Source organism: Bradyrhizobium sp. th-b2, assembly GCF_000426785.1.
In the GTDB taxonomy this organism is placed as follows: domain Bacteria; phylum Pseudomonadota; class Alphaproteobacteria; order Rhizobiales; family Xanthobacteraceae; genus Bradyrhizobium; species Bradyrhizobium septentrionale.
Genome location: NZ_AUGA01000057.1, coordinates 1 through 23,606, shown reverse-complemented (window position 1 = coordinate 23,606; position 23,606 = coordinate 1). Strand labels below are relative to the sequence as shown.

At 61.0% G+C, this 23,606-nt stretch carries 25 protein-coding genes and 1 pseudogene; 15 read left to right on the top strand and 11 right to left on the bottom strand.

The window, feature by feature from the left end:
• Positions 1-236: 236 nt before the first annotated feature.
• The gene (locus K359_RS0138350; protein ID WP_029083971.1) at positions 237-1,817 is read left to right on the top strand and encodes a fatty acid--CoA ligase; all 1,581 of its coding nucleotides are present in this window, start codon (positions 237-239) and stop codon (positions 1,815-1,817) included.
• 168 nt (positions 1,818-1,985) lie between these two features.
• On the opposite strand, the gene K359_RS0138345 is transcribed toward K359_RS0138350, so the two are convergent.
• A complete protein-coding gene (locus tag K359_RS0138345; RefSeq protein ID WP_029083970.1) occupies positions 1,986-2,459 on the bottom strand; it encodes a GFA family protein in 474 nt (157 codons plus the stop codon).
• Between the two features lie 25 nt (positions 2,460-2,484).
• Positions 2,485-3,759, bottom strand: a complete 1,275-nt coding sequence (locus K359_RS0138340; RefSeq protein WP_029083969.1) for an acyl-CoA dehydrogenase family protein — start codon at positions 3,757-3,759, stop codon at positions 2,485-2,487.
• A 220-nt stretch (positions 3,760-3,979) separates the two neighbouring features.
• On the opposite strand from K359_RS0138340, the gene K359_RS0138335 reads away from it, so the two are divergent.
• Entirely contained in the window at positions 3,980-4,759 is a 780-nt protein-coding gene (locus tag K359_RS0138335; protein WP_029083968.1) for an enoyl-CoA hydratase-related protein, read from the top strand.
• Between the two features lie 130 nt (positions 4,760-4,889).
• Here K359_RS0138335 and K359_RS0138330 read toward each other — a convergent pair whose 3' ends face one another.
• The 3 genes from K359_RS0138330 to K359_RS0138320 are packed head-to-tail and all read right to left on the bottom strand — an operon-like array spanning position 4,890 to position 7,043.
• Positions 4,890-5,264 (bottom strand): DUF6285 domain-containing protein, encoded by a 375-nt coding sequence (locus K359_RS0138330; RefSeq protein ID WP_029083967.1) that lies wholly within the window; start codon positions 5,262-5,264, stop codon positions 4,890-4,892.
• Between the two features lies 1 nt (position 5,265).
• Complete coding sequence (locus tag K359_RS0138325; RefSeq protein WP_029083966.1) at positions 5,266-6,252, bottom strand: phosphotransferase family protein; 987 nt, start codon at positions 6,250-6,252, stop codon at positions 5,266-5,268.
• Positions 6,249-7,043, bottom strand: coding sequence for an enoyl-CoA hydratase/isomerase (locus K359_RS0138320; protein WP_029083965.1), 795 nt, complete (start codon positions 7,041-7,043; stop codon positions 6,249-6,251). Before K359_RS0138320 ends, K359_RS0138325 begins: the two co-directional genes overlap by 4 nt.
• A gap of 151 nt (positions 7,044-7,194) precedes the next feature.
• On the opposite strand from K359_RS0138320, the gene K359_RS0138315 reads away from it, so the two are divergent.
• The 11 genes from K359_RS0138315 to K359_RS66345 all read left to right on the top strand — a co-directional run bounded on the left by K359_RS0138315 (position 7,195) and on the right by K359_RS66345 (position 18,210).
• Positions 7,195-7,977 (top strand): SDR family NAD(P)-dependent oxidoreductase, encoded by a 783-nt coding sequence (locus tag K359_RS0138315; protein ID WP_029083964.1) that lies wholly within the window; start codon positions 7,195-7,197, stop codon positions 7,975-7,977.
• A gap of 619 nt (positions 7,978-8,596) precedes the next feature.
• Positions 8,597-9,964 carry an integrase family protein gene (locus K359_RS0138310; protein ID WP_029083963.1) on the top strand — a complete coding sequence of 456 codons (1,368 nt, stop codon included), beginning with the start codon at positions 8,597-8,599 and terminating at the stop codon, positions 9,962-9,964.
• Between the two features lie 190 nt (positions 9,965-10,154).
• Positions 10,155-10,532 carry a hypothetical protein gene (locus K359_RS54380; protein WP_156928888.1) on the top strand — a complete coding sequence of 126 codons (378 nt, stop codon included), beginning with the start codon at positions 10,155-10,157 and terminating at the stop codon, positions 10,530-10,532.
• Positions 10,505-10,714 carry a hypothetical protein gene (locus tag K359_RS62010; RefSeq protein ID WP_156928887.1) on the top strand — a complete coding sequence of 70 codons (210 nt, stop codon included), beginning with the start codon at positions 10,505-10,507 and terminating at the stop codon, positions 10,712-10,714. Before K359_RS54380 ends, K359_RS62010 begins: the two co-directional genes overlap by 28 nt.
• Before the next feature lie 21 nt (positions 10,715-10,735).
• Positions 10,736-11,545, top strand: a complete 810-nt coding sequence (locus K359_RS0138300; RefSeq protein WP_029083962.1) for a hypothetical protein — start codon at positions 10,736-10,738, stop codon at positions 11,543-11,545.
• Positions 11,546-11,549: 4 nt separating this feature from the next.
• Positions 11,550-12,218, top strand: coding sequence for a hypothetical protein (locus K359_RS0138295; protein ID WP_029083961.1), 669 nt, complete (start codon positions 11,550-11,552; stop codon positions 12,216-12,218).
• A 408-nt stretch (positions 12,219-12,626) separates the two neighbouring features.
• Entirely contained in the window at positions 12,627-13,760 is a 1,134-nt protein-coding gene (locus K359_RS0138290; RefSeq protein ID WP_198031239.1) for a helix-turn-helix domain-containing protein, read from the top strand.
• 104 nt (positions 13,761-13,864) lie between these two features.
• Positions 13,865-15,823, top strand: a complete 1,959-nt coding sequence (locus K359_RS0138285) for a serine hydrolase domain-containing protein (protein WP_035977851.1) — start codon at positions 13,865-13,867, stop codon at positions 15,821-15,823.
• Positions 15,824-16,061: 238 nt separating this feature from the next.
• Entirely contained in the window at positions 16,062-16,823 is a 762-nt protein-coding gene (locus K359_RS58375) for an IS5 family transposase (protein ID WP_035977849.1), read from the top strand.
• A gap of 34 nt (positions 16,824-16,857) precedes the next feature.
• The gene (locus K359_RS0138275; protein WP_029083957.1) at positions 16,858-17,181 is read left to right on the top strand and encodes a hypothetical protein; all 324 of its coding nucleotides are present in this window, start codon (positions 16,858-16,860) and stop codon (positions 17,179-17,181) included.
• Between the two features lie 510 nt (positions 17,182-17,691).
• Entirely contained in the window at positions 17,692-18,210 is a 519-nt protein-coding gene (locus K359_RS66345) for a GFA family protein (protein ID WP_371261239.1), read from the top strand.
• Positions 18,211-19,059: 849 nt separating this feature from the next.
• On the opposite strand, the gene K359_RS0138265 is transcribed toward K359_RS66345, so the two are convergent.
• A complete protein-coding gene (locus K359_RS0138265; RefSeq protein ID WP_029083956.1) occupies positions 19,060-19,272 on the bottom strand; it encodes a hypothetical protein in 213 nt (70 codons plus the stop codon).
• A gap of 424 nt (positions 19,273-19,696) precedes the next feature.
• Between K359_RS0138265 and K359_RS62005 the strand changes: the two genes are divergently transcribed.
• Positions 19,697-19,945: a hypothetical protein gene (locus tag K359_RS62005; protein WP_156928886.1), complete on the top strand. Its 249-nt coding sequence runs from the start codon at positions 19,697-19,699 to the stop codon at positions 19,943-19,945.
• A 305-nt stretch (positions 19,946-20,250) separates the two neighbouring features.
• Here K359_RS62005 and K359_RS62000 read toward each other — a convergent pair whose 3' ends face one another.
• From K359_RS62000 to K359_RS54375, 5 genes and pseudogenes are all read right to left on the bottom strand, one after another.
• Complete coding sequence (locus tag K359_RS62000; protein WP_156928885.1) at positions 20,251-20,493, bottom strand: hypothetical protein; 243 nt, start codon at positions 20,491-20,493, stop codon at positions 20,251-20,253.
• Positions 20,494-21,673: 1,180 nt separating this feature from the next.
• Positions 21,674-21,847, bottom strand: coding sequence for a hypothetical protein (locus K359_RS61995; protein ID WP_156928884.1), 174 nt, complete (start codon positions 21,845-21,847; stop codon positions 21,674-21,676).
• Positions 21,844-22,101 carry a hypothetical protein gene (locus K359_RS0138245; protein WP_029083954.1) on the bottom strand — a complete coding sequence of 86 codons (258 nt, stop codon included), beginning with the start codon at positions 22,099-22,101 and terminating at the stop codon, positions 21,844-21,846. The genes K359_RS61995 and K359_RS0138245 overlap by 4 nt, the downstream gene beginning before the upstream one ends.
• Positions 22,098-22,412, bottom strand: a pseudogene (locus K359_RS59470) (phage portal protein); the annotation flags it as partial. The pseudogene K359_RS59470 and the gene K359_RS0138245, both read right to left, overlap by 4 nt.
• 177 nt (positions 22,413-22,589) lie before the next feature.
• Positions 22,590-23,063, bottom strand: a complete 474-nt coding sequence (locus K359_RS54375; RefSeq protein WP_156928883.1) for a Crp/Fnr family transcriptional regulator — start codon at positions 23,061-23,063, stop codon at positions 22,590-22,592.
• A 212-nt stretch (positions 23,064-23,275) separates the two neighbouring features.
• On the opposite strand from K359_RS54375, the gene K359_RS66340 reads away from it, so the two are divergent.
• Entirely contained in the window at positions 23,276-23,422 is a 147-nt protein-coding gene (locus tag K359_RS66340) for a hypothetical protein (RefSeq protein WP_156928882.1), read from the top strand.
• Positions 23,423-23,606 lie beyond the last annotated feature (184 nt).

The window sequence follows — 23,606 nt, the reverse complement described above, 5'->3', positions numbered from 1 at the left end:
GCTCGCGCCTCAACCAGCACTGTCGTCCTGGCGAAAGCCAGGACCCATAACCACCGCTGCGCGTCGTTGAACTCGCTGTGGCCCCAGCGTCGCGCCACATCCAGATTCGTGGTTATGGGTCCCGGCCTGCGCCGGGACGACGATGCTGAACTGGCGTGCGCACGTTCCCCGTATTGTTTTTCCCGCGCGATGCCGCCACACTCCGCGCAACCAGAACAAGACGTCACGGGGGAAACATGTCCGCTGCGCCGAAACTGACCAACCTTGCCGACATGGTGCGCGACCGCGCGAGCAGTCTCGGCGATGCGCTGGCCTATGAGTTCGAGGGACGGCAAACCAGCTTCACCGAATTCGACATCAAGACCAACCGTGTCGCCAACGCGCTGATCGCGATGGGCGTCAAAAAAGGCGAGCGCATCGCCTATCTCGGCAAGAACAGCGACTTCTATTTCGAGCTGTTGATGGGCGCGATGAAGGCCGGCGTGGTGATGGCGCCGGTGAACTGGCGGCTGGCGGGCCCCGAGGTCGCCTTCATCGTCGACGACTGCAAGGCACCGATCCTGTTTGTCGGCCCCGAATTCATCACGCAAGCGCGCAACATCAGGGACAAGCTGCCCAGCGTTCGCACCGTCATCACGACCGAGGGCGGCGCGCCGGAATGGCCCGACTATCTCGCCTGGCGCGACGCGCAGAGCGGCAATGATCCGCGCGTCCCGATCGAGCCAAAGGACATCGCGATCCAGCTCTACACCTCGGGCACCACAGGCAAGCCGAAGGGCGCGATGCTGTCGCACGCCAACTTCCTCAACCTCGTGCAGAGCGGCAACGAGGCCGAAAAGCCGGAATGGAACCGCTGGACCACCGACGACGTCTCGCTGGTGGCAATGCCGATCTTCCACATCGGCGGCTCCGGCTGGGGCGTCATGGGGCTCTATCACGGCGCACGCGGGGTGATCGCGCGCGAGTTCGACCCGACCAAGGTGCTCGATTTCTTCGAGCAGTCCGGCATCACCAAATTGTTCATGGTGCCGGCCGCGATGCAGTTCGTGGTGCGGCAGCCGCGCGCGCGGCAGGTCGACTTTTCCCGTTTGAAGTACATGCTGTATGGCGCCTCGCCGATTCCGGCGGCGCTGCTCAAGGAGTGCATCGAGGTCTTCAAATGCGGCTTCGTGCAGATGTACGGCATGACCGAGACCACCGGCACCATCGTGGCACTGCCGCCGGAGGACCACATCGAGGGGCTCGAGCGGATGCGCTCGGCCGGCAAGGCGCTGCCCGGTATCGAGCTTGCGATCCTCGACCCTGACGGCAAGCCGCTGCCGCCGGGCGAAGTCGGCGAGATCGCCACCCGTTCCGGCTCCAACATGATCGGCTACTGGAATCTGCCCGAGGCCACCGCGCGCACCATCGACGGCGACGGCTGGCTGCGCACCGGCGATGCCGGGTACATGGACGGTGACGGCTATCTCTACATCCACGACCGCATCAAGGACATGATCATCTCCGGCGGCGAAAACATCTATCCGGCCGAAGTCGAGAGCGCGCTGTGCGACCACCCTGACGTGGCCGAAGCCGCCGTCATCGGCATCCCCGACGACAAATGGGGCGAGGCGGTGAAGGCGGTGGTGGTGATGAAGCCGGGCAAGAGTGCTGATGCAACCGACATCATCAACTTCACCCGCGAGCGGATCGCGGGCTACAAGACGCCTAAATCTGTCGACTTCATCGCCGCGCTGCCGCGCAACCCGTCGGGCAAGATCCTGCGGCGGAATTTGCGTGATCCGTATTGGGCAGGCAAGGATCGGCAGGTGAACTAGCCTTCCCCTGTCGTCCCGGCGAAGGCCGGGACCCATAACCACCATTGTTCGTGGTGGTAACACGCTGGGGCCACATCTCGCTCCATCAACGGCCTCGTGGCTATGGGTCCCGGCCCCCGTGCGCAATCGCGCACTAGGCCGGGACGACGATGGAGAGAGTGGCTGACATCACGCCTTCTTCATCTTCTCCCGCAAGACGCGCCAGCGCACTTGCGCCTCCTCCGGCCAGACCGCTTTCCGATCGTAATACTCGGCGAACACCTTTGCGCCTGGCGGGAACGTCACCCAGGGCTGCTTGGACGATGTGAAGATGTGGGCGTCGGGCGGGCACTGATTGGGATCATCAAGCGTGCCGACGCGGACGAAGCGTACCACGGGTCCCGAGCCCGGATAATTGCTCCAGACCGCGACCTTGCAGCGCGGGCAGCGCGCGATCTTCTGCCCCTTTCCGCTCGCCGACGGCGTGTCCACGATCTCCGGCTCGGCCGCGATGTGCTCGACCCGCTCGGCCTCGTACATCGCGTTGAGCGCATGCACGGTACAGGTCTCGCGCTGGCACCAGGTGCAGTGGCAGGCGTGCACGATCAGCGGCCTGCCGGTCAGGCGGTAGCGGACGTTTCTGCAGGTGCATCCACCTTCCATGTCGACCCGCTCTCTCGTTCATGCCTTAGTGCTTGCCGGCTCCCATGTAGCCGAACAGGAAGCCCGCCACCTTGCGCTTCTGGATCTCCTCGCTGCCTTCGGTGATGCGATAACGGCGGTGGTGGCGATAGATGTGCTCGAACGGCTTGTGGCGCGAATAACCCATGCCGCCATGCACCTGCATCGCGCGGTCGGCGGCCTCGCAGCACAGCCGGTTTGCCCAGAAATTGCACATCGAGACCCGGTCCGACAGCGTGTGCTCGACCTGCGCCTGAGTCAGCTGATCCATCTCCCAGGCGGTCTTGCGGATCAGCAGCCGCAGCATCTCGGCCTGGGTCGCCAGTTCCACCAGCGGCCACTGGATCGCCTGGTTCTCGGCCAGCGCCTTGCCGAACGGTTTTCGCTCGCGGGCATATTTCACGCTTTCGTTGATGCAATACACGGCGGCGCCGAGCGAACTGGCCGCCTGGCGGATGCGATTCTCGTGCACGAAGCATTGCGCCAGCGACAGGCCCCGGCCGACCTCGCCGAACTGCGCATCCTCAGGCACGAACACGTCGGTGAAGCTGACGCGGGGATGATCGGTCGGCATGTTGAAGGTCCACATATACTCCTCGACCTTCACGCCGGCCGATTTCGCTGGCACCAGGAAGCAGGTGATGCCGCGCGCATCGCCGTCATTGCCCGAGGTACGGGCAAACAGCGCGCAATGCGTCGCGACATGCATGCCGGTGGTCCACATCTTCTCGCCGTTGATGATCCAGCCCTTGACGTTGTCACGCGTCGCCTGCACCGCCCTGGTTTCCATATGCGTGGCATCGGAGCCGTGCTCGGGCTCGGTCAGGCCGAACGTGATGCGGTACTTGCCGGTGATCGAGCCGTCGATCATCGCCTTCTGCTCATCGGTTCCATAGCGGTCGAGCATGGTCACGATCGGCAGATTGCCGACGATCGAGTGCTCGTTCTGTAGGTCGTTGTGCAGGCCGAGACCTTTTGAGGCAAAATGTTCGCGGATCACGGCCATCCAGAGATTGGAGCCGTCCTTGCCGCCATAGCGCTTGGGGATCGCGAAACGCAGATGGCCCGCGGCGTCGGCCAGGTTCTTGACCTTGCGCAGCAACAGCTCCCATTCATGGCGCGGCAGGCCGCCCTTGTCGAAATCGGTGCGCGCCCATTCGCGGCGATGATCGAAGAAGCGGATGTTGTCGTCAGCCGCTTCCAGCGGCTTGATCTCGCGTTCGATGAAACGGTCGAGCTCGGCGAGATAGGCTGTCAGGTCAGCCGGCAGATTGAAATCCAAGGTCGTCTCTCCCGGAAAATTCGTTGATTTTCGTTTTGCGTCTAGGCGCTAGCGCAAACACGCGTTCGGTTCGATTAAGCTGAGAAGCGACGGGCCAAGTCAAGCAGGCCGGTGACGCCTGCGCGCGCGGTCGCGTTGCGTAATTGGATGGCACGGGACGGCGCGCAGGCGCTAGGATATCGGCCATATTCTTCGCCACAGAAAATCGACGGGAGCCAACATGGATCTGAAATTCTCCAAGGTGACGCGCAAGGGTCCCATCACAATCGTGACGCTGTCGCGGCCCGAGGTTTACAACGCGCTGCATATCGACGCGCATTTCGAGCTCAACAAGGTGTTCGACGACTTCGCCGCCGATCCCGAGCAGTGGGTCGCGATCGTCACCGGCGCCGGCGACAAGGCGTTCTGCGCCGGCAACGATTTGAAATGGCAGGCCGCCGGCGGCAAGCGCGGCTGGGACAAGGGCGGCTTCGCCGGCCTGACCAGCCGCTTTGACTGCGACAAGCCGATCATCGCCGCCGTCAACGGCGTCGCGATGGGCGGCGGGTTCGAGATCGCGCTGGCCTGCGACCTGATCATCGCCTCGGAGAATGCGACCTTCGCCCTGCCCGAGCCGCGTGTCGGCCTTGCCGCGCTCGCCGGCGGCGTGCACCGGCTGCCGCGCCAGATCGGACTGAAGCGCGCCATGGGCATGATCCTGACCGCGCGCCATGTCAGCGCCAAGGAAGGCCTCGAGCTCGGCTTCATCAACGAGGTGGTGCCGCAGGGCGAGGCGCTTTCTGCCGCCGAGCGCTGGGCCGAGACCATCGCCAAAAACTCGCCGATGTCGATCCGCGCCTCCAAGCAGGCAATCCAGCGCGGTCTCGAAGTATCGCTGGAACAAGCGATCGCCGAGCAGCGCGAGTATCCGGCGGTGAAGGCGATGGCCGCCTCGCAGGATTACATCGAGGGACCGAAGGCGTTTTCGGAGAAGCGGCCGCCGAAATGGCTGGGGCGGTAAAAGACTCTCGTGTCCCGGACGCGGTGCAGCGTGCAACGCTGCGCCGCAGAGCCGGGACCTGCGGCTGATGGACCCCGGATCAGCAGCGCACCGCTTCGCGCTGCGCAGCATCCGGGGAACGTACCGAAAGTTACTTATTCCCCAACTCCCTCTTGTACGACGCGTAGTTCGGCTGATCGACGGCGAGCTTGTCCATCGTGGTCTGCCAGAGATGCTCCGGCAGGCCCGGCGTCTTCAGATCGAGCTCGCCGCTTGCGATCTTCGCCGACAGCGCCCGGTTCAGCTCAATCAGCGTCCCGTGCGCGCCGAGGAGCTGCTTCAGCCGCGCGGCCTCGGTCGTATCGCCCGCCTCGGCAAGCGCGAGCTGCCGCGTCACCAGGTCGAGCGCGTTGATGCCGACGCGGAGCTTGAAGCTGTTGTGCCCCTTGATCGCGGGCGCGATCTCGGTGCGCAGGAAATCGGCGACGGCCTTGATCAGTTCGGTGGGGGTCGGTTCGTCCTGCATCTCAACGACCTCTCGGTGCCAGCAGCCTAAGCAGATCGATCTCGGTCTCGGACGCGCGCCGGCCAATCATCGCGCGCTCCATCGAATGATCGGGGCCGGAGCGGAAGCGCTGCATCATGCCGCAGCACATCACGCCCCAGCGCAGCGTGCCCATCACTTCCCAGAACATCACGCGATCGGGGTCGGCCTTGCGGCCGGCTTCTTCATAGCCTGCGAACAGGTCTTCGCGTGTGCCAAAACCGCCGACCGGCTTGTCGATCTCGCCGAAGCGCCATGAGTTGACGCAGATCCAACCGAGATCCTCCATGGGATCGCCAGTATGCGCGAGCTCCCAGTCGAGCACCGCGCGCACCCCGTCGGGACCGATGATCAGATTGCCGTGGCGGAAATCGCCATGCACCAGCGTCACATCAGACGACGGACCGGGATCGTGATCGCGCAGCCAGCGCAGCGCCAGCTCGAACACCGGCCGCGGCCAATTGAAGCTGTGATATTCACGGCCGAGATCCTCGATCTCCCTGGTCGCGGTCAGGCTGCGCAGCTGCGGCAGTTTTGCCTGCGGCAGGCCGTGGATGCCGGCGATGACGCGGCCGAGCTGGCGCGCCAGGATCGGCCGCGCATTGGCAAATTCCTCGTCGCGCAAAATTTTCCGCGCGATGGTCTCGCCTTCGACGCGCGCCATGATGAAGCCGCGGCCGAGGCCGTCCTCCGGCGTCAGCACATGCATCACCTTGGGCGACGGCAGGCCCGCGTCATGCGCGAGCTGCATCAGCGTAGCCTCGGCATCGAGGCCGGCGGCGCGGCCCGGCGCCGCACCGTAGCCCGGCGGCGCGCGGCGCAGAATCGCGCCGATCGTGCCGCTCGGGTGGACGATGTCGAACGTCCAGGTCTCCTGGCTGGCGCCGCCGGAGAGTTTTGCGGCGCCACTGACGCCGGTCGCGCCGGGATGAAAGGAGGCGACGCAGCGGGTGAGCTCGGTCTCGATCATTTGCCTTTGAACTTCGCCGGACGCTTCTCGAGGAATGCGGTGACGCCTTCCTTGAAATCCTCGGCGCTGCCCGCGATGCGCTGCGACTCGAATTCCAGATTGAGCTGCTCCTCGAACGAATTCTCCGGGCTGTCCCAGTAAAGCTTGCGGATCAGCGACAGCGCGACCGTCGGGCCGTTGGCGAGCTCATGCGCGAGCTTCATGGTCTCCTCCATCAGCGCAACGTCGTCATAGACGCGGTTGACGAGGCCCCATTCCAGCGCCTTCTCGGCCGGCAGCCGCTCGCCGAGCAGCGACAATTCGACCGAGCGCGCCTTGCCGATCAGCCGCGGCAGCAGCCAGGTCGAGCCGCAATCCGGCACCAGGCCGATGCGGCGGAACGCCTGCAGGAAATACGACGAGCGCGCGCACAGGACGAGGTCGCCCATCAATGCAAAACTCATCCCGGCGCCGGCGGCCGGACCGTTCACCGCGGTGACGATCGGACAGTGCAGCTTACGCAATCGGCGCAGGAACGGATGGAATGCAGTCTCCAGCGCCGCGCCGGCATTGCTCTTGCCCGGCTTCGCTTGCGTGTTGCGGCCCTGCAGATTGGCGCCGGTGCAGAAGGCGCGGCCGGCCCCCGTGATCACCAGGCAGCGCACCTCGTCGCGCTTGTCGTCGATCGCATCCATCGCCTCGGCAAGCCCGCCCAGCATGTCGAGCGAGACCGCGTTCATGACTTCCTGATGGTCGAGCTTGAGGATCGCGACCGATCCGTCGAAGTCGAGCGTGACGTGTTTGAACTGCATGGTTTCCTCTTTACGTTGCTTCGGCGGTTGGTACCGCGGTAGGTCGATGTTTCGACCCATATTTGATTTTTGTGCCGGGCTTGTCCATGGTCGGCAGCAAGCCCATCCGTGAACGCGTGATTAGCGCGCACCAAACCAAATGGAAACCCCAATGAGTGGCATCTTCGATCTCACCGGCCGCGTCGCTGTCATCACCGGCGGCAATGGCGGCATCGGCCTCGGCATCGCGCAGGCGCTGAACGCCGCCGGCTGCAACGTCGCGATCTGGGGCCGCAACGCCGAGAAGAATGCCAACGCGGCGGCTTCGATGAAGGCCGGGCCCGGCAAGGTCGCAACGCAATTCTGCGACGTCACCGATCCCGGCTCGGTCAAGACCGCGATGAAGGCGACGCTCGACACGTTCGGCCGCGTCGACGGCTGCTTCGCCAATGCCGGCATCGGCGGCGGCGGACGCCGCTCCTTCATCGACCGCACCGAGGAAGAATGGCGAAAAATGTTCGCGACCAATCTCGACGGCGTGTTTCATGTGTTCCAGGCCGCGGCGCGCCACATGACCGAGCGCGCCGAGGCCGGCGACAGATTCGGCCGGCTGGTGGCGACCTCGAGCCTCGCCTCGCTGTTCGGCACCGCGCGCAACGAGCACTATGCCGGCACCAAGGCTGCGCTGAACGCGCTGTGCCGTGCGCTCGGCGTCGAACTCGCCCGCCACGGCGTCACCGCGAACGCGATCCTGCCCGGCTGGATCAAGAGCGACATGACCGCCGGCATCATGGCCAACGACAAGTTCGTCGCCAACGTGATGCCGCGCATCCCGCTGCGCCGCTTCGGCGAGCCGAGCGATTTCGGCGGCATCGCCGTCTACATCATGAGCAAAGCATCGTCCTATCATACGGCGGATTGCTTTGTGATCGACGGCGGGTACACGGCGTTCTGAGGGCGCTGCTGCCGCCACGTCCACAACTGTCGTCCTGGCGAAAGCCAAGACCCATAACCACCGCATTTGGCGATGAACGGGATCGCGGTCCCAGCGACGCGCGACAATTGAGATTTGGGGTAATGGGTCCTGGCTTTCGCCAGGACGACAGCGAATGTGTTGCGCGGCTTGTGAGTCATACATGCGCATTCTCGCGGCGCAGAAGCGTCCGAGTCTTGCGTTAACTTGCTCCCTCCTCTCGCAGAGGGCGCAGGGAAAGCCGGGTGCCGATCGCTCCCATGGGCCCCGTGCAAACGGAAAGCACGGGAGGTAGGACCACAGGTGTAACCGGAAACGCCGGCTTTCCCTGCGCGATGGTTTACGGCTTACTTCGTGCTCTCCCCGGCGAGATTTGGCTTTTTGTCACCGCCCTTCACAAGACGCAATTGCGTCTCACAAGAGGACACCGGCCACTGGGGCGTCAGGACCACACGACTATAATTTGGCATTCGGTGAAACACGCCGAAACTAACAAAACGCTTTGAAAACAGGCCGTTGCGAGTAGGCTTGTTGCGAGATGTTTCGGCGGGCTTCGTCAAATCTAGGGCCCGGCCCTAGGCCAACACTGGAGTCCAAGCACATGACAACGACCACCACCACGACCAGCAAGCCCACCAAGCGCAGCAGCGTCATCCTCACCGACCGCGCCTGCGAGCGCCGCGTCACCAAGCGCAGCAAGGTCTACGACCGTAAGTGTCCGGGCCTCTACGCCTCCATCATCCCGGCAGGCACCGCGACCTTCAATTTCAAGTTCACCGACGCCACCACCGGCAAGCAGCGCTCGACTGTGCTGGGCGTCTACAACCCGGAGACCTTCACCGTCGATCACGCCCGCAGCCGGGTCTACGCGCTGAAAGCGATGCCCCCGGCCGCACTGGTCGAGCAGCTGCTGCAGACCAAGGCTGTGCAGGCCGCACGCGGCAGGACCGTTGCAGAGATCGTCGAGGAGCGAATCGACTGGATGAAGACCAAGGTGCTCAAGCGGGACGGCGAGATGCGGCCCCGGGTCGAGAGCTGGGAGAGCGTCGCCCGCCACCTCCGCAACTTCATCGTCCCGCGCCTTGGCAAGAAGATCGCCAGCGACATCACCAAGCACGACATTGCGACGCTCTCCGGCGACATCGTGGCAGGCAGGCACGGCGGCAAGGCGTCGGTCAGCAACGCCCGCCACATGCGCCGGGCGGCCTCCGGCCTGTTCAACTGGGCGGCAGAAGCCGGTCGCGACTACGTCAGCACCTCACCGTGCGTCAACCTGCCGAAGCTCGACGAGGAGCATCCGCGCACGCGAGTGCTATCGGCCGACGAGGTGCGAATCCTCTGGCACGGCCTCGACCGCAGCGACCTGCCTTGGGGTCGCACCACGCGGCTGGCGCTCAAGTTTGCGCTGGTGACGATGCTGCGCTCCGGCGAGTTGCTGCCGATCCACCGCGACGAGATCAACGCCAGCGAGGGCACCGTCGATATCCCGGCCAACCGCGTCAAGAAGCGGCGCGCCATCAACGCACCGCTGCCCGACCTCGCGCGGGAAATCATCACCGACGCGATGGGCAACTACGAATACGCCTTCACCGGCCGGTTCGGCAACGCACCGCTGGCGCGGCAGGCGATGTCGAATGCGCTGAAGGGCACCAAGCGCGGCAACGGCAAGGCCAAGACGGCGGGCCTGTGCGAATTGCTCGGCCTGAAACCGTTCACGCCACACGACCTGCGGCGCACGGCGGCGACGATGTGCGGCAATCTCGGCCTGTCGGAATCCAGCATCTCGCTGTGCCTCGACCATCAGGCGAATAAGGACGAGCACGGCAAGCCGCTGCCAGCCGTCACGAACCGGGTGTACAATCTGGCGACGCGCAGCAGGGTGGCTAAGAAGCGCGAAGTGCTCGACGCATGGGCGGTTGAGCTCCGGCGGATCGTCGGGGCCGATGCTGAGATGCGGATGGCGGCGTAAATTCCCGTAGTTTTCCGGATTATCCGAACTTGCATTCACCCGGTGGCCTTGGTTGGCTGCCGGGTTTTTCGTCCCATCCCCGGTATTCACCGGGCCGACCAACCCAAGGTTTCTGAAACCGGCTAGGTTGAGAGGATCGATCCGAATCAACCAAACGTAATTCCATTACGAAATTCACGGAATGCATGGCATGCCCCAAGGAACGATTGAAGTCCTGACCCTAGCACTGGTCGTCATCACTGCGATCTATGCCTATTTCAATTATCTGATGGCACAGCGAAACGGTGAGATGGTTGAGCAGATGAAGGCGCAACACGAGGCCTTTCTGGCTCCGGTGATTGCCACCGCCATCAAAATCAAACATGGCACCATGTTCTGTCTGTTGGTGAGCAATCGAGGCCAGTCGCCCGCGAGCAACCTGAAGCTTTCGCTTGATCGAGACTTTCATCAATATGGCAAATCGAATCCAGAAGCGAACATTCGCAACTTTCCAATTTTTCAAGAAACGATACCGTCATTCGCGCCGGTGAAGAGCTGTTTATGTTTCTTGTGCAGGGGCCAGACCTAAACGATTTTGCTCCCGCAAAGTTCTCCGTGCTGGCCAAGTACGAATTCGGTGGCAAGACCTACGACCAATCGCACAGCGTCAACTTAACTGCATACTTCCAAACACAACAAGATCGCGACGAAATGCTGGATGAAGCCAAGAAGATCAGCACGACTCTCGAAGGAATACGTGCAAAGCCCTAATCGCGAGATTGGAAACCGTTCATGTCCACGTTGAATCAACAGTACGGTTACGAGGAGCTGCGCGAGATCGTTGTCGACATTCTGATTGGTAAGGAGCAGGTGGACGAACCAACCCAATGGGACAACCTGACCCAAGCCGTTGCAACCGTTATCGCGCGACGGGCGGGGCACAATGGGCCCCAAGCTTACAGGCAGGCATGGTGTCCTCAGCAAGCCGAGCTAGTGCGCGATATCTTTTGGGATTTGTTTCGGCAGGGATTTATCACACTTGGTCTGAACCATTCCAACCCTGCATGGCCATTCTTCCGGCTAAGTCATTACGGCCAAAAGGCCCTTAAACACCAGTCGCCCTTCCGCTTCCACGACACAAAGTCTTTCGTGCAACTGGTAATGCGTGAGGCACCGGACCTCTCGCGTGAGGCCCAAGAATATCTGGAAGAGGCCGTAGCGACTTTCTACGCGGGATGCCTGCTTTCAAGTTGCGTGATGCTCGGCGTCGCAGCGGAAGCGGAATTTCTTCGGCTAGTGGATGTCGCATCAAACGGCAAACATGCTACCAAGTTCGCAGCGGTGCCTAAGCCGCTCTTCATTCGGCAGAAGATTGGCAAATTTCAAGCGGCCCTTACCCCGCTTGCAAACACATTGCCAAAGGAAGTCACGGAAGACTTGGACACCAATTTCACAATGGTTCAGTCAGTGCTTCGAGTTTCGAGGAATGAAGCGGGTCACCCCACGGCAGCAAAACCGGAGCGCGAGCAAGTTTACGTCTTCCTGCAGCTGTTCGTGCCGTTCGCGCGCCAAGCCATGCGCCTGCGGCAAGCACTCGCCTGAAAACATGCTGAAGCCACCTGACAGCATACAATGGGACACATCCCAGCTCGCCCTCGAAAGGCAGCGCTATCTCGAAGCAGGCCTTTCGTTTGAAGAGATTGCGGCGCGAATGTTGAGTAGCCCGCATGAGATTGTCGGCGGAAGGATTGAACCCTACGATACTGCGCCAAAGCAGGAAAAGGACGGCCGTCAAATCATCTTCACAATACGGTTGGACCCTACTGTCTCCGATCTGCTCTACAACGCTCGCGACGGCCTACGCGGGCGATACTGGCAGAGTCCAGATTACGGGTTTCTGGCGAACAGGCATTTTCTCAATATGCTAACTCCCGTGCTTCTCTCGTTCGCGAGGCAACGCCCGCCTGAGCTGATTGCGAAAGCAAAATCAATGGACGCCGCAGCCATCGAAGCTTCTCTCGGCGGAGTATCCGCAAAACTCTGGCCGCGCGAATATAACGACCGCAAGACCAAATACCTTCTGATTGACGACCATCTCGACGTTCGTCGATGGGCCGAACGATCCGATCCGAGTAATCCGGACAAGTGGCGCAAATCTCCTGAGTGCAGCGACTGGGAAGTCAAAGGAGCGCTGCTCGGGCAAGACAGCACCGAGTATGTGCCTGAGCGGAAGCTGGAACGATCCTGCCAAATTCACCGGTTTGGCTTCACCTAAAGGAAGGCCGCCCGCGCCAGCGTCGGGCGGCGTTTTATGTTGACGAGACTGGCTCGCTCACATGGGACAGAGGCGCTGTCGCGCATTCCCTAACAATAAGTCTTGCGTTGCGTGCGCAATGGGAAGCTAGGCCGTGTACCCATAAACCCGGCGGCGTGATGCGACTAAAGCAATGTCTGCTTTGCCCCTATAGCGACCGACTTCGGGCGGCAGCGCAATATGTCGCGATGAGCCAAAACCCGAAGTGGCCATTGCGAGCTGGCTTTCGGACATCAACTTCTGAGCCGGATCGGGGCTCTTTCAGTTCGTAGCCGCTTCGAGATTATCTGACGACTCGACATCAGTTCCGCCCAGGGCGTATGAGCGAGCCTACGCGGCTCAACAATGGCATTCGGAGTATTTCCGATCGTGGGCACCAACGCTTTGATGTCGTTCGATCTAGGGTTACGGGGTGCCGTCGTCGCACTGTGTCTGCTGATCGCAGCCCTGGCGCTGCGCGATCGCCGTGACAGCACTGCCGCGTTGCTGGGAGCCGCGCTCGCGATCGGCGCCGCGGCTTCGATGATCTGCTCGACGCCGACATTCCCGCGGCCGTTTGCGTGGTGGGGCCTATTGCTACTGGCGTTGTCTAGCGCGAACTGTGTTGTGTTCTGGCTATGGGCGCGTGCTGCCTTCGACGATGATTTCGTCCCGCGGTTCTGGCATGGCGTCTTGTGGGCAACCGTCGTCGTCGCGCAATGGCTGGACGCCAGCGGCATCACACGATCGGCCGCGCTCGAGCTTGCGATCGAACGCACGCTGTCGTTCACCTCTCTCGGCCTAACGTTGTTGGCGGTAGCGCAGGCGCTTGTCACCTGGCCGGCGGACCTGATGCAGGGCCGGCGTGGGCTCCGGCTGGTCGTATTGATAGGGGCGTCGGCCCAAATCGTTCTCAACTCTTACTTGAGCTTCTTGCAGCAGCCCTCGAATCCCACTTTTTCCATGACTAGCGTCGCCAACGTTCTCGCTCTGTTCGTGTTGGTCGGCTTGAGCGCATGGAATCTGCTAGAAGCGGGGACGCGAGGAGGTTCAATCCTGCTGCCCGCGACAAATGTCCGCTTCGGCGCGCCAGCCAAGGCGTCTGACGATCAGAGCAAGCCTGCCACGATTGAACCGGCTCTCTTGCGCCGGTTGGAACAGCTGATGACCGTCGAGCGTATCTACCGGCGTGAGCGATTGACGATTGGATTGCTATCAGCCGAGTTGGGCGTGCCGGACTACCGGTTGCGGCAGCTCATCAATGAGGGCCTCGGCTACCGCAATTTCAATGCGTTTCTCAATCATTACCGGATCGGGGAAGCTAAGGCGGCGCTGGTCGACCCCGAACAAGTAGAAGTCCCGGTGCTGACAATTGCCATGGACACAGGTTTTCAGTCAATCGGGCCGTTCAACCGCGCCTTCAAGGCCGCGACAAATTTAACCCCAACTGAATTTCGCCGCCTCGCCATGGCGGGAAATGCGGCCCCGGTAAACGATCGATTGAAGATCGGCCAGTCGAGTTGAGGAATCGGCCAGCCGGTTTGCAGGAATCGGCGAGAAGCAATCGAAAACATTCGACAGACTGATGGCGATCCTTCCTCGCAGTAGTTGCGTAAACGGGGCTCCCAATGCGAAATCAGCGGTTTGTCGTTCTATTTGCCGCGCTGGCGGCGCTTACACTCTGTCCGGCGGGGGCGGCGCTTGCCGACGATTTGCAGACCGTCGGCGACCCGGACAGTCTCGGCTTTTCGGCGCGGCGGCTGGCGCGCATGACGTCCTGGTTCGAAGCGCAGAGCGAAAAAAGCGATCCTTTCGGTTTTGTCGTGGGGATCGCTCGAGGCGGCAAGCTCGCCTATTTGCAAGCCACCGGCTTCGAGGACCACGACAAGAAAATGCCGATGCGGCCGGATTCGATCTTTCGCATCGGATCGATGTCCAAGCAGATCACCAGCGTCGCCACCATGATACTGGTCGATGAAGGCAAGCTCGACCTTGATGCTCCCGTGGCCCAGTATCTGCCGGAGCTCAGGGATATGCAGGTCGTCAAAAAGGATCCGGTCACCGGGGATCCGATCCTCTCGGATGTTGCGCTGAATATTTTTGAACCGGCGAAGCGTGCGATGACGATCCGGGACTTGCTGCGCAATACGTCCGGCCTCGTTTATGCTTCGCCGGACTACGCCGATCCCGGATTTGAGAATGCCGCGATTCACGTACTGTACGGCGCCAGGGCGCCGTTCCGGCGCGACAAGCCCATCGCCGACTGGGTCGCGAACCTTGGCTCTCTCCCGCTGTTGCACCAGCCGGGCGAAGTCTGGGAATATGCCATCGGTTTCGATGTTCTCGGGCGTGTCATCGAAGTCGTGTCGGGCCAGTCTTTCGACCGGTTTCTGCAAGAGCGCCTGTTCGCGCCGCTCCATATGGTCGACAGCGGCTTCTCGGTGCCGCAGGACAAGCTTGCCCGTCTCGTCGCCGTGCCGGGGCCGCAGCCCCAACCCCCTTTCGCGAATAGCGACGTCGGCAAGCCGCAGACGTTCTTCTCGGGCGGCGGAGGCATCGTCTCCACGGTTCCTGATTTTCTGCGCTTCTGCCAGATGCTGCTCAGCGGCGGCGAGCTTGACGGCGTGCGTATCTTGAAGCCCGAAACGGTCAGGCTGATGACGACGAATTCGCTGCCGTCCGGCATGCACATCGCAGGACATGAAGTCGGTCCGGCCCACGGTACGGGCTGGGGACTCGGTTTCGCAGTCCGCACCAGCCCCGATTTCAGCTACATTCCGGGCGCAGTCGGAAGCTTCAACTGGCAGGGAAGCTGGGGCACGTTCTTCTCGATCGATCCGGCACAGAAGCTGATCCTGATCATGATGATGCAGCGGAGCGAGCACAGTGAGAACGGCTTCTATTTCGACGCCATCCGTCGCCTACCCTATGCGGCGCTGAATGTGCCTGAAGCGCCGGCGACGGTTGCCTCCGGGCAAGGAAATGCCGGCGCGCTCGCCGAATATGTCGGACGCTACGTTTTCGGCGGGTCTGCAAGTGCGCTGGACAGGCAGACCTCGGTCGCCGACGGCAATGGTTGGACCGGTCTTGAGTCCGTTATCGCGGGCACCGATGGCCTCAGGGTGATCAAATTGGCCGACACCGTCCCTGCCGCGAAAGCAGGCGTCATGGCGGGAGATCTCATCACAGCGATCGACGACAAGTCGATCAAGGGCCTGACCTTGGAGGCGGCCTTTCGTCGGATTTCAGGTCCGGTCAACGCCGCGATCAAGTTCGAGATCATCCGCGCGACGCAGAGCGGTCCGCTCGTTGTTGCCTTTGCCCGGGAGGCGGTTCCTGCGCAGAGCGTCGCGCTTCAGGTCAGTGTCGTAGACGGCAAGCTCGTCGTCGAGGCAACAGGCCAATGGTCAACCCTCGATTTCGACAAGGGCCAGCCGACATCGGTGGCGGTTCGCTCAAAAGATGAATTCCAGGTCGAGAGTGGCGATCACACGCGGATCGCCTTCGTCAGAGACGCAGCCGGCAAAGTCAACGGCGCGGTTCTCAATCCGGGACCATGGGCGCAACGCGGCGTACTCGCACAATAAGGCACACTGACAGCTGATGAAATTGGCGGGAGCTTGCGTTGCTCGAACATCAGGTGTCCGGCGGCCCGAGATGGTGGCGGTCTCGACTTCCGCTCAGGGTCATTTTCGACGCATTTGGCAGAGATTGAGGATGGTTGATGTCCGCTCCTGTCCGTAAGCGCCGTACCAAGAGCGGGCCAGGAGCGTTGCGTTTGGCCGGGCTGCCGTGATTCAGACTCCCGAACTGGGGGCTCGAATCATGCGCTACGAACTCGCCGACCATGAATGGACCGCCATTAAGCCGATGCTGCCGAACAAGCCGCGTGGCGTTCCTCGGGTGAACGACAGACGGGTCCTGAATGGCATCTTCTGGGTCCTCCGATCAGGAGCACCCTGGCGTGATCTGCCGACGGCGTTTGGCCCATACACAACTTGCTACAACCGCTTCGTTAGGTGGCGGCGCGCCGGTGTTTGGGGTCGTATCATAGAAGCGCTTGCCACTGCCCATGATGCCGCTGTCCAGATGATCGACACCTCCATTGTCCGCGTGCATCAGCATGGAGCCTGCATCACAAGGAACCAGCGCCAATCGATGGGAAGGTCCCGCGGCGGCTTGACGAGCAAAATCCATGCGGTGGTCGATGGCAATGGTCTGCCGGTACGGCTGGCGCTGAGCCCGGGTGAGGCCCATGACGTTCGACTCGCCGGAAAACTGCTGTCTCGTCTGCAATCCGGGTCAATGCTGCTTGCCGACCGTGGCTATGATGCGGACTGGATCAGGGAGCTTGCCATGAAGAAGGGCGCATGGGCCAACATCCCGCCGAAAAGCAATCGCAGCGATCCGATCTGCTTCAGCCCCTATCTCTATCGTGCTCACAACCAGGTCGAGCGGTTCTTCAACAGGATCAAACAATGTCGTCGGGTGGCGACGCGCTACGATAGGCTCGCCGCCAACTACCTCGCATTCGTTCAACTCGCGTCAATCAGGCTATGGCTGCGCCTTAATGAGTCCGCGTCCTAGCTCGTTCGCGGCGGCGACTGAAAGAAGGTCTGTGATGAAAGTTCTCTTCGCAATTTGGGGAAGTCTCGGTCTGCTCATCAACATCGCGATTTTCATGTTGATGCTTGCCAATATTGGCAATGGGATTGGCGTTATTGGCATATCGTCCTTTGCCGCCGCAATAGTACTGCTCTGGATCGGCGTTATGGTATTCTTCGGGCTCGGCTCACTTGTATTCCGCAACCAACAACATACCAAATTTAGTCCGTTGGAGCGTTGGGAAGCCAAAGGTGAAAACGCGGACGTGCGCCCGCAACAGCGCAAAATCCGCCAGCCGAATGCGCTTGATCGCTATTTCGGTGATCAGGCTCCTGGATGATGAAGATCGAGCGGACCATGACCGAAAACTGATCCGCACCGTAAGTTCGATCAAACGAACTTTTTTGCTTCGCCGTGCTTAAAGTGAGCGGTCCCAGCTGAGGCTTGGGGGCTAAAAACCAGGACCGCTCGGGCACGCCCCAGCGCGGAAGGCACCCAACCATCCTAAAGCGCAGTATAGATCGGGCCGTCTGCATCAAATTGATCAGCGCCAGAATAAGTTTGTTGGCGGAGAACAGTGGCGCTTGGAACCTTCGAGGAACCGGAGCCATTTAGTCGCCGATTGCCGGTCACGACGACGCATATTAGCAATCGGCCCGACGCGTTCCGCCGGGCTTTTGCATGTGGCGGCCTCATCGTAAGCTCGAACCCCCGCCGTCGAGATGGCGAACAGCACGGTGACGAACTGGTCGAGAAAGTTTATGCGATGGCTGCATCCAACGCGCAGCGAATCTCGTAGGCGCTCCGCCAGCTCGCAACCCGGTGCTCGTCTTTAACCCAGTCCGGTGGCGTGTGCCGCAACCGATTGTCGGCGACGGTCTCGCCCCTGTGCTTGCGATTCAACTGCACGAGCGGAGCCGCGTTCTCGCTTTCAATGCTGACGCTTCGGAAGGATTTCGAAAAACGCTCGGGCGAAACGATTGCCTGCGGCGTACCCGGTGGAAGCGGGGCAATGCATCGGCAGCACGTGTGTCCGAGTTGCTTGACCCGAACCCATACCGAATTGCTGGCGCATCCCGAGGTCATCAATGTACGGCCGGGCACGCTCGATACACCTGCCGTTGTCGCTCCCATAGCCCAAATCTGGACCAGCCTCGCGCTGCCATGGGCTTTGCTTCCGAATATCCCGAATTATGAAGAAAACCCTCCTGATGTCCCCGCACTAATGGGCTTATGGAGGGAGACGCACAGCGCAAACTTATGCGAACGCCATGTTTCTAGGAACATCGCGTGGCGCAAGCTCTTGATTTCCGCACCTAAACGCGAGGTCCGTTTAGGGTCAAACTCGGAAGTCGGAACGCGTCGGTAACGTCCGCTTCACCCCCGACACCAGACTTTCGATAGCCAACGCGGCGGCCGCCCATCAGGCTAGTCATGCCAGCTCGGCTTTTCGAACCTTGCCTTCCAATTCGCGGCACGGCCGTGCCCAAGCGGGCCCGACGAGGTTCACGAAATCAAGCACAAAAAGCCGACCAACGACGCGGGAGCTAAATCGGGTCAGGGAAATTAGGCAATCGGTGAATGCGCAGATCCTGCCAAGCTCGTTCATTCTCCTAAAAGTCCCAGCGCCTTTCCCCGAAGCGCTGGGATTTTCTAAGGGGCAATGGCCCTCGCCTGGTGCCGCCAACTGCGGCGGACTATTTCATGTAGGCGGAGCTTGATTTAGAAGCTGTGAGATGGCCGTCACGACCTGTGCAGGCGCGAATGGCTTTTGCAGTAGGGCGCTATTGGGAACGCCATGCGAAGGCCATTGATCGGCAGCGGCGCCCGTCATGTAGACCACCGCATATCCGGGCCGAGTTCTCTGGCGTGCTTGGCGACGTCCCAACCGGTAAGCTCGCCCTGCAAATTCACGTCGGTAAGGAGCGCTCGATAAAGCTGCCTGACCATCCCGGAGAAGGGCGACGGCTTCTTCGCCAGACGAGACGATCTTCGATTCGAAACCGCCCTCAGACAAGGCTTCTTTCACCAATTCTTTGATGAAGTGATCGTCCTCAACTACTAAGACCAGCAATAAGGGACCTTGCACAGGCGAACGGATCTTAGCAAGCCCGCGCCATCCGCGTGAAAGTGCCGCTCTCGGCGCTCCACGAAATCAGGACGATCTACACATCATGATGGGTAATGGTAGTGCGGACCCAACTGGGGCGCCCGAGATTTACTCAGTTCGCTTTTTTTCATGCTTAGCCACAAGCGCACCTATTTGCTCGCCAAGAACTTTGAGATTTGGCAGCGTCATCACGATTTCGGCAACCGTCGCGGATGCTGATGGTAACCCCTCCGCCGGCGGCACTCGTTCATCGACGAACACAATGCGCCCGATATCGCTCAGCTCAATTGTGAACCGGTTAGCGTAGAGGCCAGTCGTCATAGCATTCGCTCTTTTGCTGTGGTCAGGCTGACAACCAACGAATGGGCCGTTCATGCGGTTCCCAGTAGAATGCACCAGAGCGGTGCATGACAAGCTCGCCGCCATGAGGCACTGTGCTGCCGGGTTCGCAGCCTTCACCCACCGCAAGGAGACCACCGCATTCGCCCGCAGCCGGACGGGCGTGTGTAGGCGTGGGTCCCTCACCGCCGGGTATGAGGAAGTCAAATGCGAATGAACTGCCCAACTGATCCGCCTCATCGAGCGCGTCTACGCCCAACTCAAGCGCGCGGCCGAGCTCGATGAGTGGGCTTTCCGGAACAACGACCTGGACCTGCACAAGAACAGCGACGCCATGTACAGCGAGGCGTCCGCCTTGCAGTTCGGACGCGCGGTTGCCTAGCCCGAGACCGTCGAGGGGCACAAGGTGCGCCTGCACTTCGTGGGCGAGACCGCCTTCGAACAGCTCATCCAAATCGCCTGGGCTGCCCGCCATGATGCCGGCCGGCTCAAGCTCAGCCGGGAACTGCCCGACTGCTTCGCGGAATCGCTCAAGAGTTCTGGGGTACCCACCGGCAGCCCGCACCCGCACTGGCCGCCAAGTGACCTATCCGGATTCCGTCAGCAGGCCGCGCTTTCCGAGCGCGGCCTCGTTCCGATGCGGCAAAAACGCTGACTTTTCGCTGAAGGGAAATTTCTTGGTCTACGGAAACTTACGGTAAGTTATTGAATTTTCTGGAGGCCACGACCGGAATTGAACCGGTATACACGGTTTTGTAGTTCTAATTGGGCCCTGCCCCCAATATTAGGCTGTACCGAAGCGGCGTATTTTGTTGACGTTTCGAGCATCCGCCCCTGAGTTGCGTACCCACTAATATCGTCTCGTGCTGGGGGATCCGGTGGCAATCCCGGTGGCAAATGCCGCGCAATGGCTGCGACGCAAGTCGTTGGCAAGCGGCGGCTAAAGCGTCAGTCTATCGGTCAAAGCGTCGAAGGCAGCACCTTGTTGCCTTGCGGGCAACCTGTTCGCCCCTTGAGAGGCAGAATCGGAGCTGAGGTGGCCGCGGCCACCGCGGTCGTCCGGCTCATGAAATGGGCTAGATTGGCGTCCGACGACCACTCCACATAACCAACGACCGCAAATGCAAGCGCTGCTACGACGAGAATGCCGACCACCGAAGCGGTCGCTACTCCGGACCAACTTTCGCTGCTGAATGATGGCATCGCGATTCTCCGACACGCTGGTGTGCCGGTGGTTAGGCTGACTCGCGATTTTCAAATGTGAACGGCCTTACATCTCACGCACACTTGATGCTGGGACGGCGGCGCCCCTGGGGGCGGCAATTTCGATGGACGCTATTCTTTGTTGACCTGGATCAACGAGCGGCGCGGCAACGCCTTCAGCGTTCACGGCATGAAATGGGACGGGATAAGACGATAGCCGGGTTGCGCCTCAATTGCACGTACCGTGCTGATCCTCATCGTCCTCTTCACGATGTAGGAGGAAATTGCACCCGTGTCTTATTGGGAATGGGCCAAGCTGATCGCGACCGCAGTACTGATCTCATGCGCAATGACGGCCGGCGCCTTCGCAGTTTGGGTCGTCGTAAAGTAAAGGCCGCCGGCCTCTTTCATTGAATTAGGGGGCAGCGGAAGCCCCTTCGTTCCGGCTTGCTGTCCCCGGGGTACTAGGGCGTTGTTTTTTGCGCGAGTGTCAGACCCGTGATTCTACGTTGGAGCGCCGTGGCGGCCGTTAGCAAATCAGCAACCGAACCGACGCAGGCTTCCCTTGGGACGGGACCGTTGGGGACGCAACGCGGTCGCATTTCGGGGAGGAGCTTGGCGCACGGGCCCTGGCGCCGGCTCCTCTTCCATTAGCTTTGTGAGGACGCTGTCACATTCATCTGTCTCGGATAATGCTAGACTACGATCATCTGGGGATTTCAGGGCCCAGGGCTGGAAGAACAGGGCGCCGCCGGGACGTGTATTTCGAGCCCGGCGGCGTACTTTTTTGACTGGACTCAGGCGCAGTGGTCGCCCCAATCAGAGCGGCAACAGTCAAACGCAACAAATGAGAACGACCCCGGCAGGGGCGCCAGGCCGGGGTCGCCATTCTGACTCCCGGCGGGGTTGGGGGACCTGACAACCGGGAGCAAACAGACTACGCCCGACATCGCCACGCGTTCCTATTGCCCTTTAGGAACAACTAGCCCCGGCTTAGCTGGGGTCTTTCTTGATGGGTCGTCGCCGCCGCACCCGTGATTCTACGGAGTCCACTTTGGCGCGGTTTGATTCTATTTCTTCGCCGCCGGGGCTAGATTTCATCCCGAAAAAATTTTCATTTATCCGGCAAGGGGCCGCGCGTTACGGCCCCTTTTTGATTCAGTGCGCCCCGGGGGCAATTCTAGAAGCCGGTGACGATGATGATCTTGCCATCGCCATCGACTTCGTACCGCGCCACTTCGATGCCGGCGTTTGCAGCTTGCTTGGCGACGCTCGCCAACGTCGGCTTGCGGCAGTTGCAACGGCGCCGCTTGCGCGTCTTCACTTCCCATGGCTCGAAATCTTCCAGCTTCATCCCACCGGCTCCGGATCGATAACGCGAACGCCACCCTTTCCGTCAGGCCGATATGGGAAGCCGGCGAACTCGCGGTAGGACTTGCAAATAATTTCCAGCACGCAGCCGCCATCGCCGAATTCCAGGCTTGGGGAATTCTCGGTCTCGGCAGTGATCTTGACGAGTCCGCCAGCGAGCGGCGTCACCGACAGCACCTTCATCGGCACCATCATCGGAAAGGTATCGCTGCGCTTAAGGTCCTTGGCTTTGGTCATACCTTTGCCTCCGTTCCTAGAGCTACCCAATTCGCTGGCATGTTATAGCTGTCGCCGTTCGGAGTCGGCGGTTCGTTTTCTCGCCTGCGAACATCGTTCGGTGAGTACACGCCGCATTCACGGGCAAGTCGATAGGCTTCAAACCGTGATTTCACATCGCCCCGCAGCAGCCCATCCAAATCGTGCTCGATATACAAGGTGCGCCGGCCGTTCTCGGTCAGCAAACAGCGGTGCATCGCGGCCTCGATACGTCCGGCCAGCGGGCCGATGGCGTTCTGCACCAATGAGCGCGAGCCCTGCTCTGTGTTCGAATACGTGCTTTGAAACTGAGTGCCGAAAGTTCTCCCTGATCTGGGCGATTTCTTCGCAGGTGCCCGGCCCGAATGTCGACGCTGCCCGTGAAATCGAAATCAGTCAGGAACTGCAGCGCCGTGGCTTCAACCGGATGGCCGGCTGACATCCTGGGCGCTGTATCGTCGCCCTGGCGATTATCTGTTCTTCGCCGACAACCCCGATTTGAATCCGGCAGCAATGGTTCGCGGCTTTCCAATCGATGCGCCGTTTGTCGTCCTTCCCCGCTGGCGTAATTCGGCAATCAAATAGGCCATGCGACCCGATGCCGATCGCGTGCCCAGATTGACGATCCATCGCCGGAACAACGCGGCGTCAACAAGCGACTCCCGCCAGAGCGCTCGTGCCAAAGCCGGTCGCGTACTAAGGGTCCGTTCGAGCGCATCGTGACCGAGCTGCGCTTTCGACAGCGTGGCCAGGTCGTGGTCCATCCGCTTCAGCGGTAGGCCGTGAAGGTCGGGCATATCACTCGCGATGTGGAACGACAGGATTTGTCGCTTGCCGCCCTTCGATACTTTCGATCGATAGGCGAAGCCGCTCAGGATCACGCAGCATTGGGTGCTAAGCTGCCCGTCGCGAATGATCGTTGAATCTTCCGGCAAATTCTTCACCGACGTTACGATGGACCGGAGGGCTCCGATATCTTCATTGGGCAACTCGGAATGCTGCGAAACTTGTGGATCATCATCTCGATCGGCATCTGAGGTTCCTTGTCAACGGTTCGAGACAGGAAGCCGGTTCCCGCCCACCATACGCTTGGAACGAGCGCAGTAGTCAAAAATTATCCCGAATCCAGCGCAGTACCCCGATCACGTGCCTCGAAATGCCTCGGTATTTTTTTCACATCCAGCACGGGGAGCGGGATCTCCCCGACGAAATCGGCGAAGACCTTCCCGACAAGGACGCCGCCTGGAAGGAGGCCACCACCATCACTGCTGGACAACTCCTTGGGGCCCTAGTGGTACGCTGAGGCCAGGCCTGGAATGGCGGATTAAAAGTAACTGACGAGGCGGGGAAATCTAATTTGCGTTCTCCGTCTGTTGGCTGAAAGGTACTGATGCTCGGACGTCGGCACATGGCACTTCTGGCTTCCGCTTCTGATGCTGAGGACCGCTCCGTGACGAGCCGGCTATCGAAAGGCCGGTGTCGGGGGT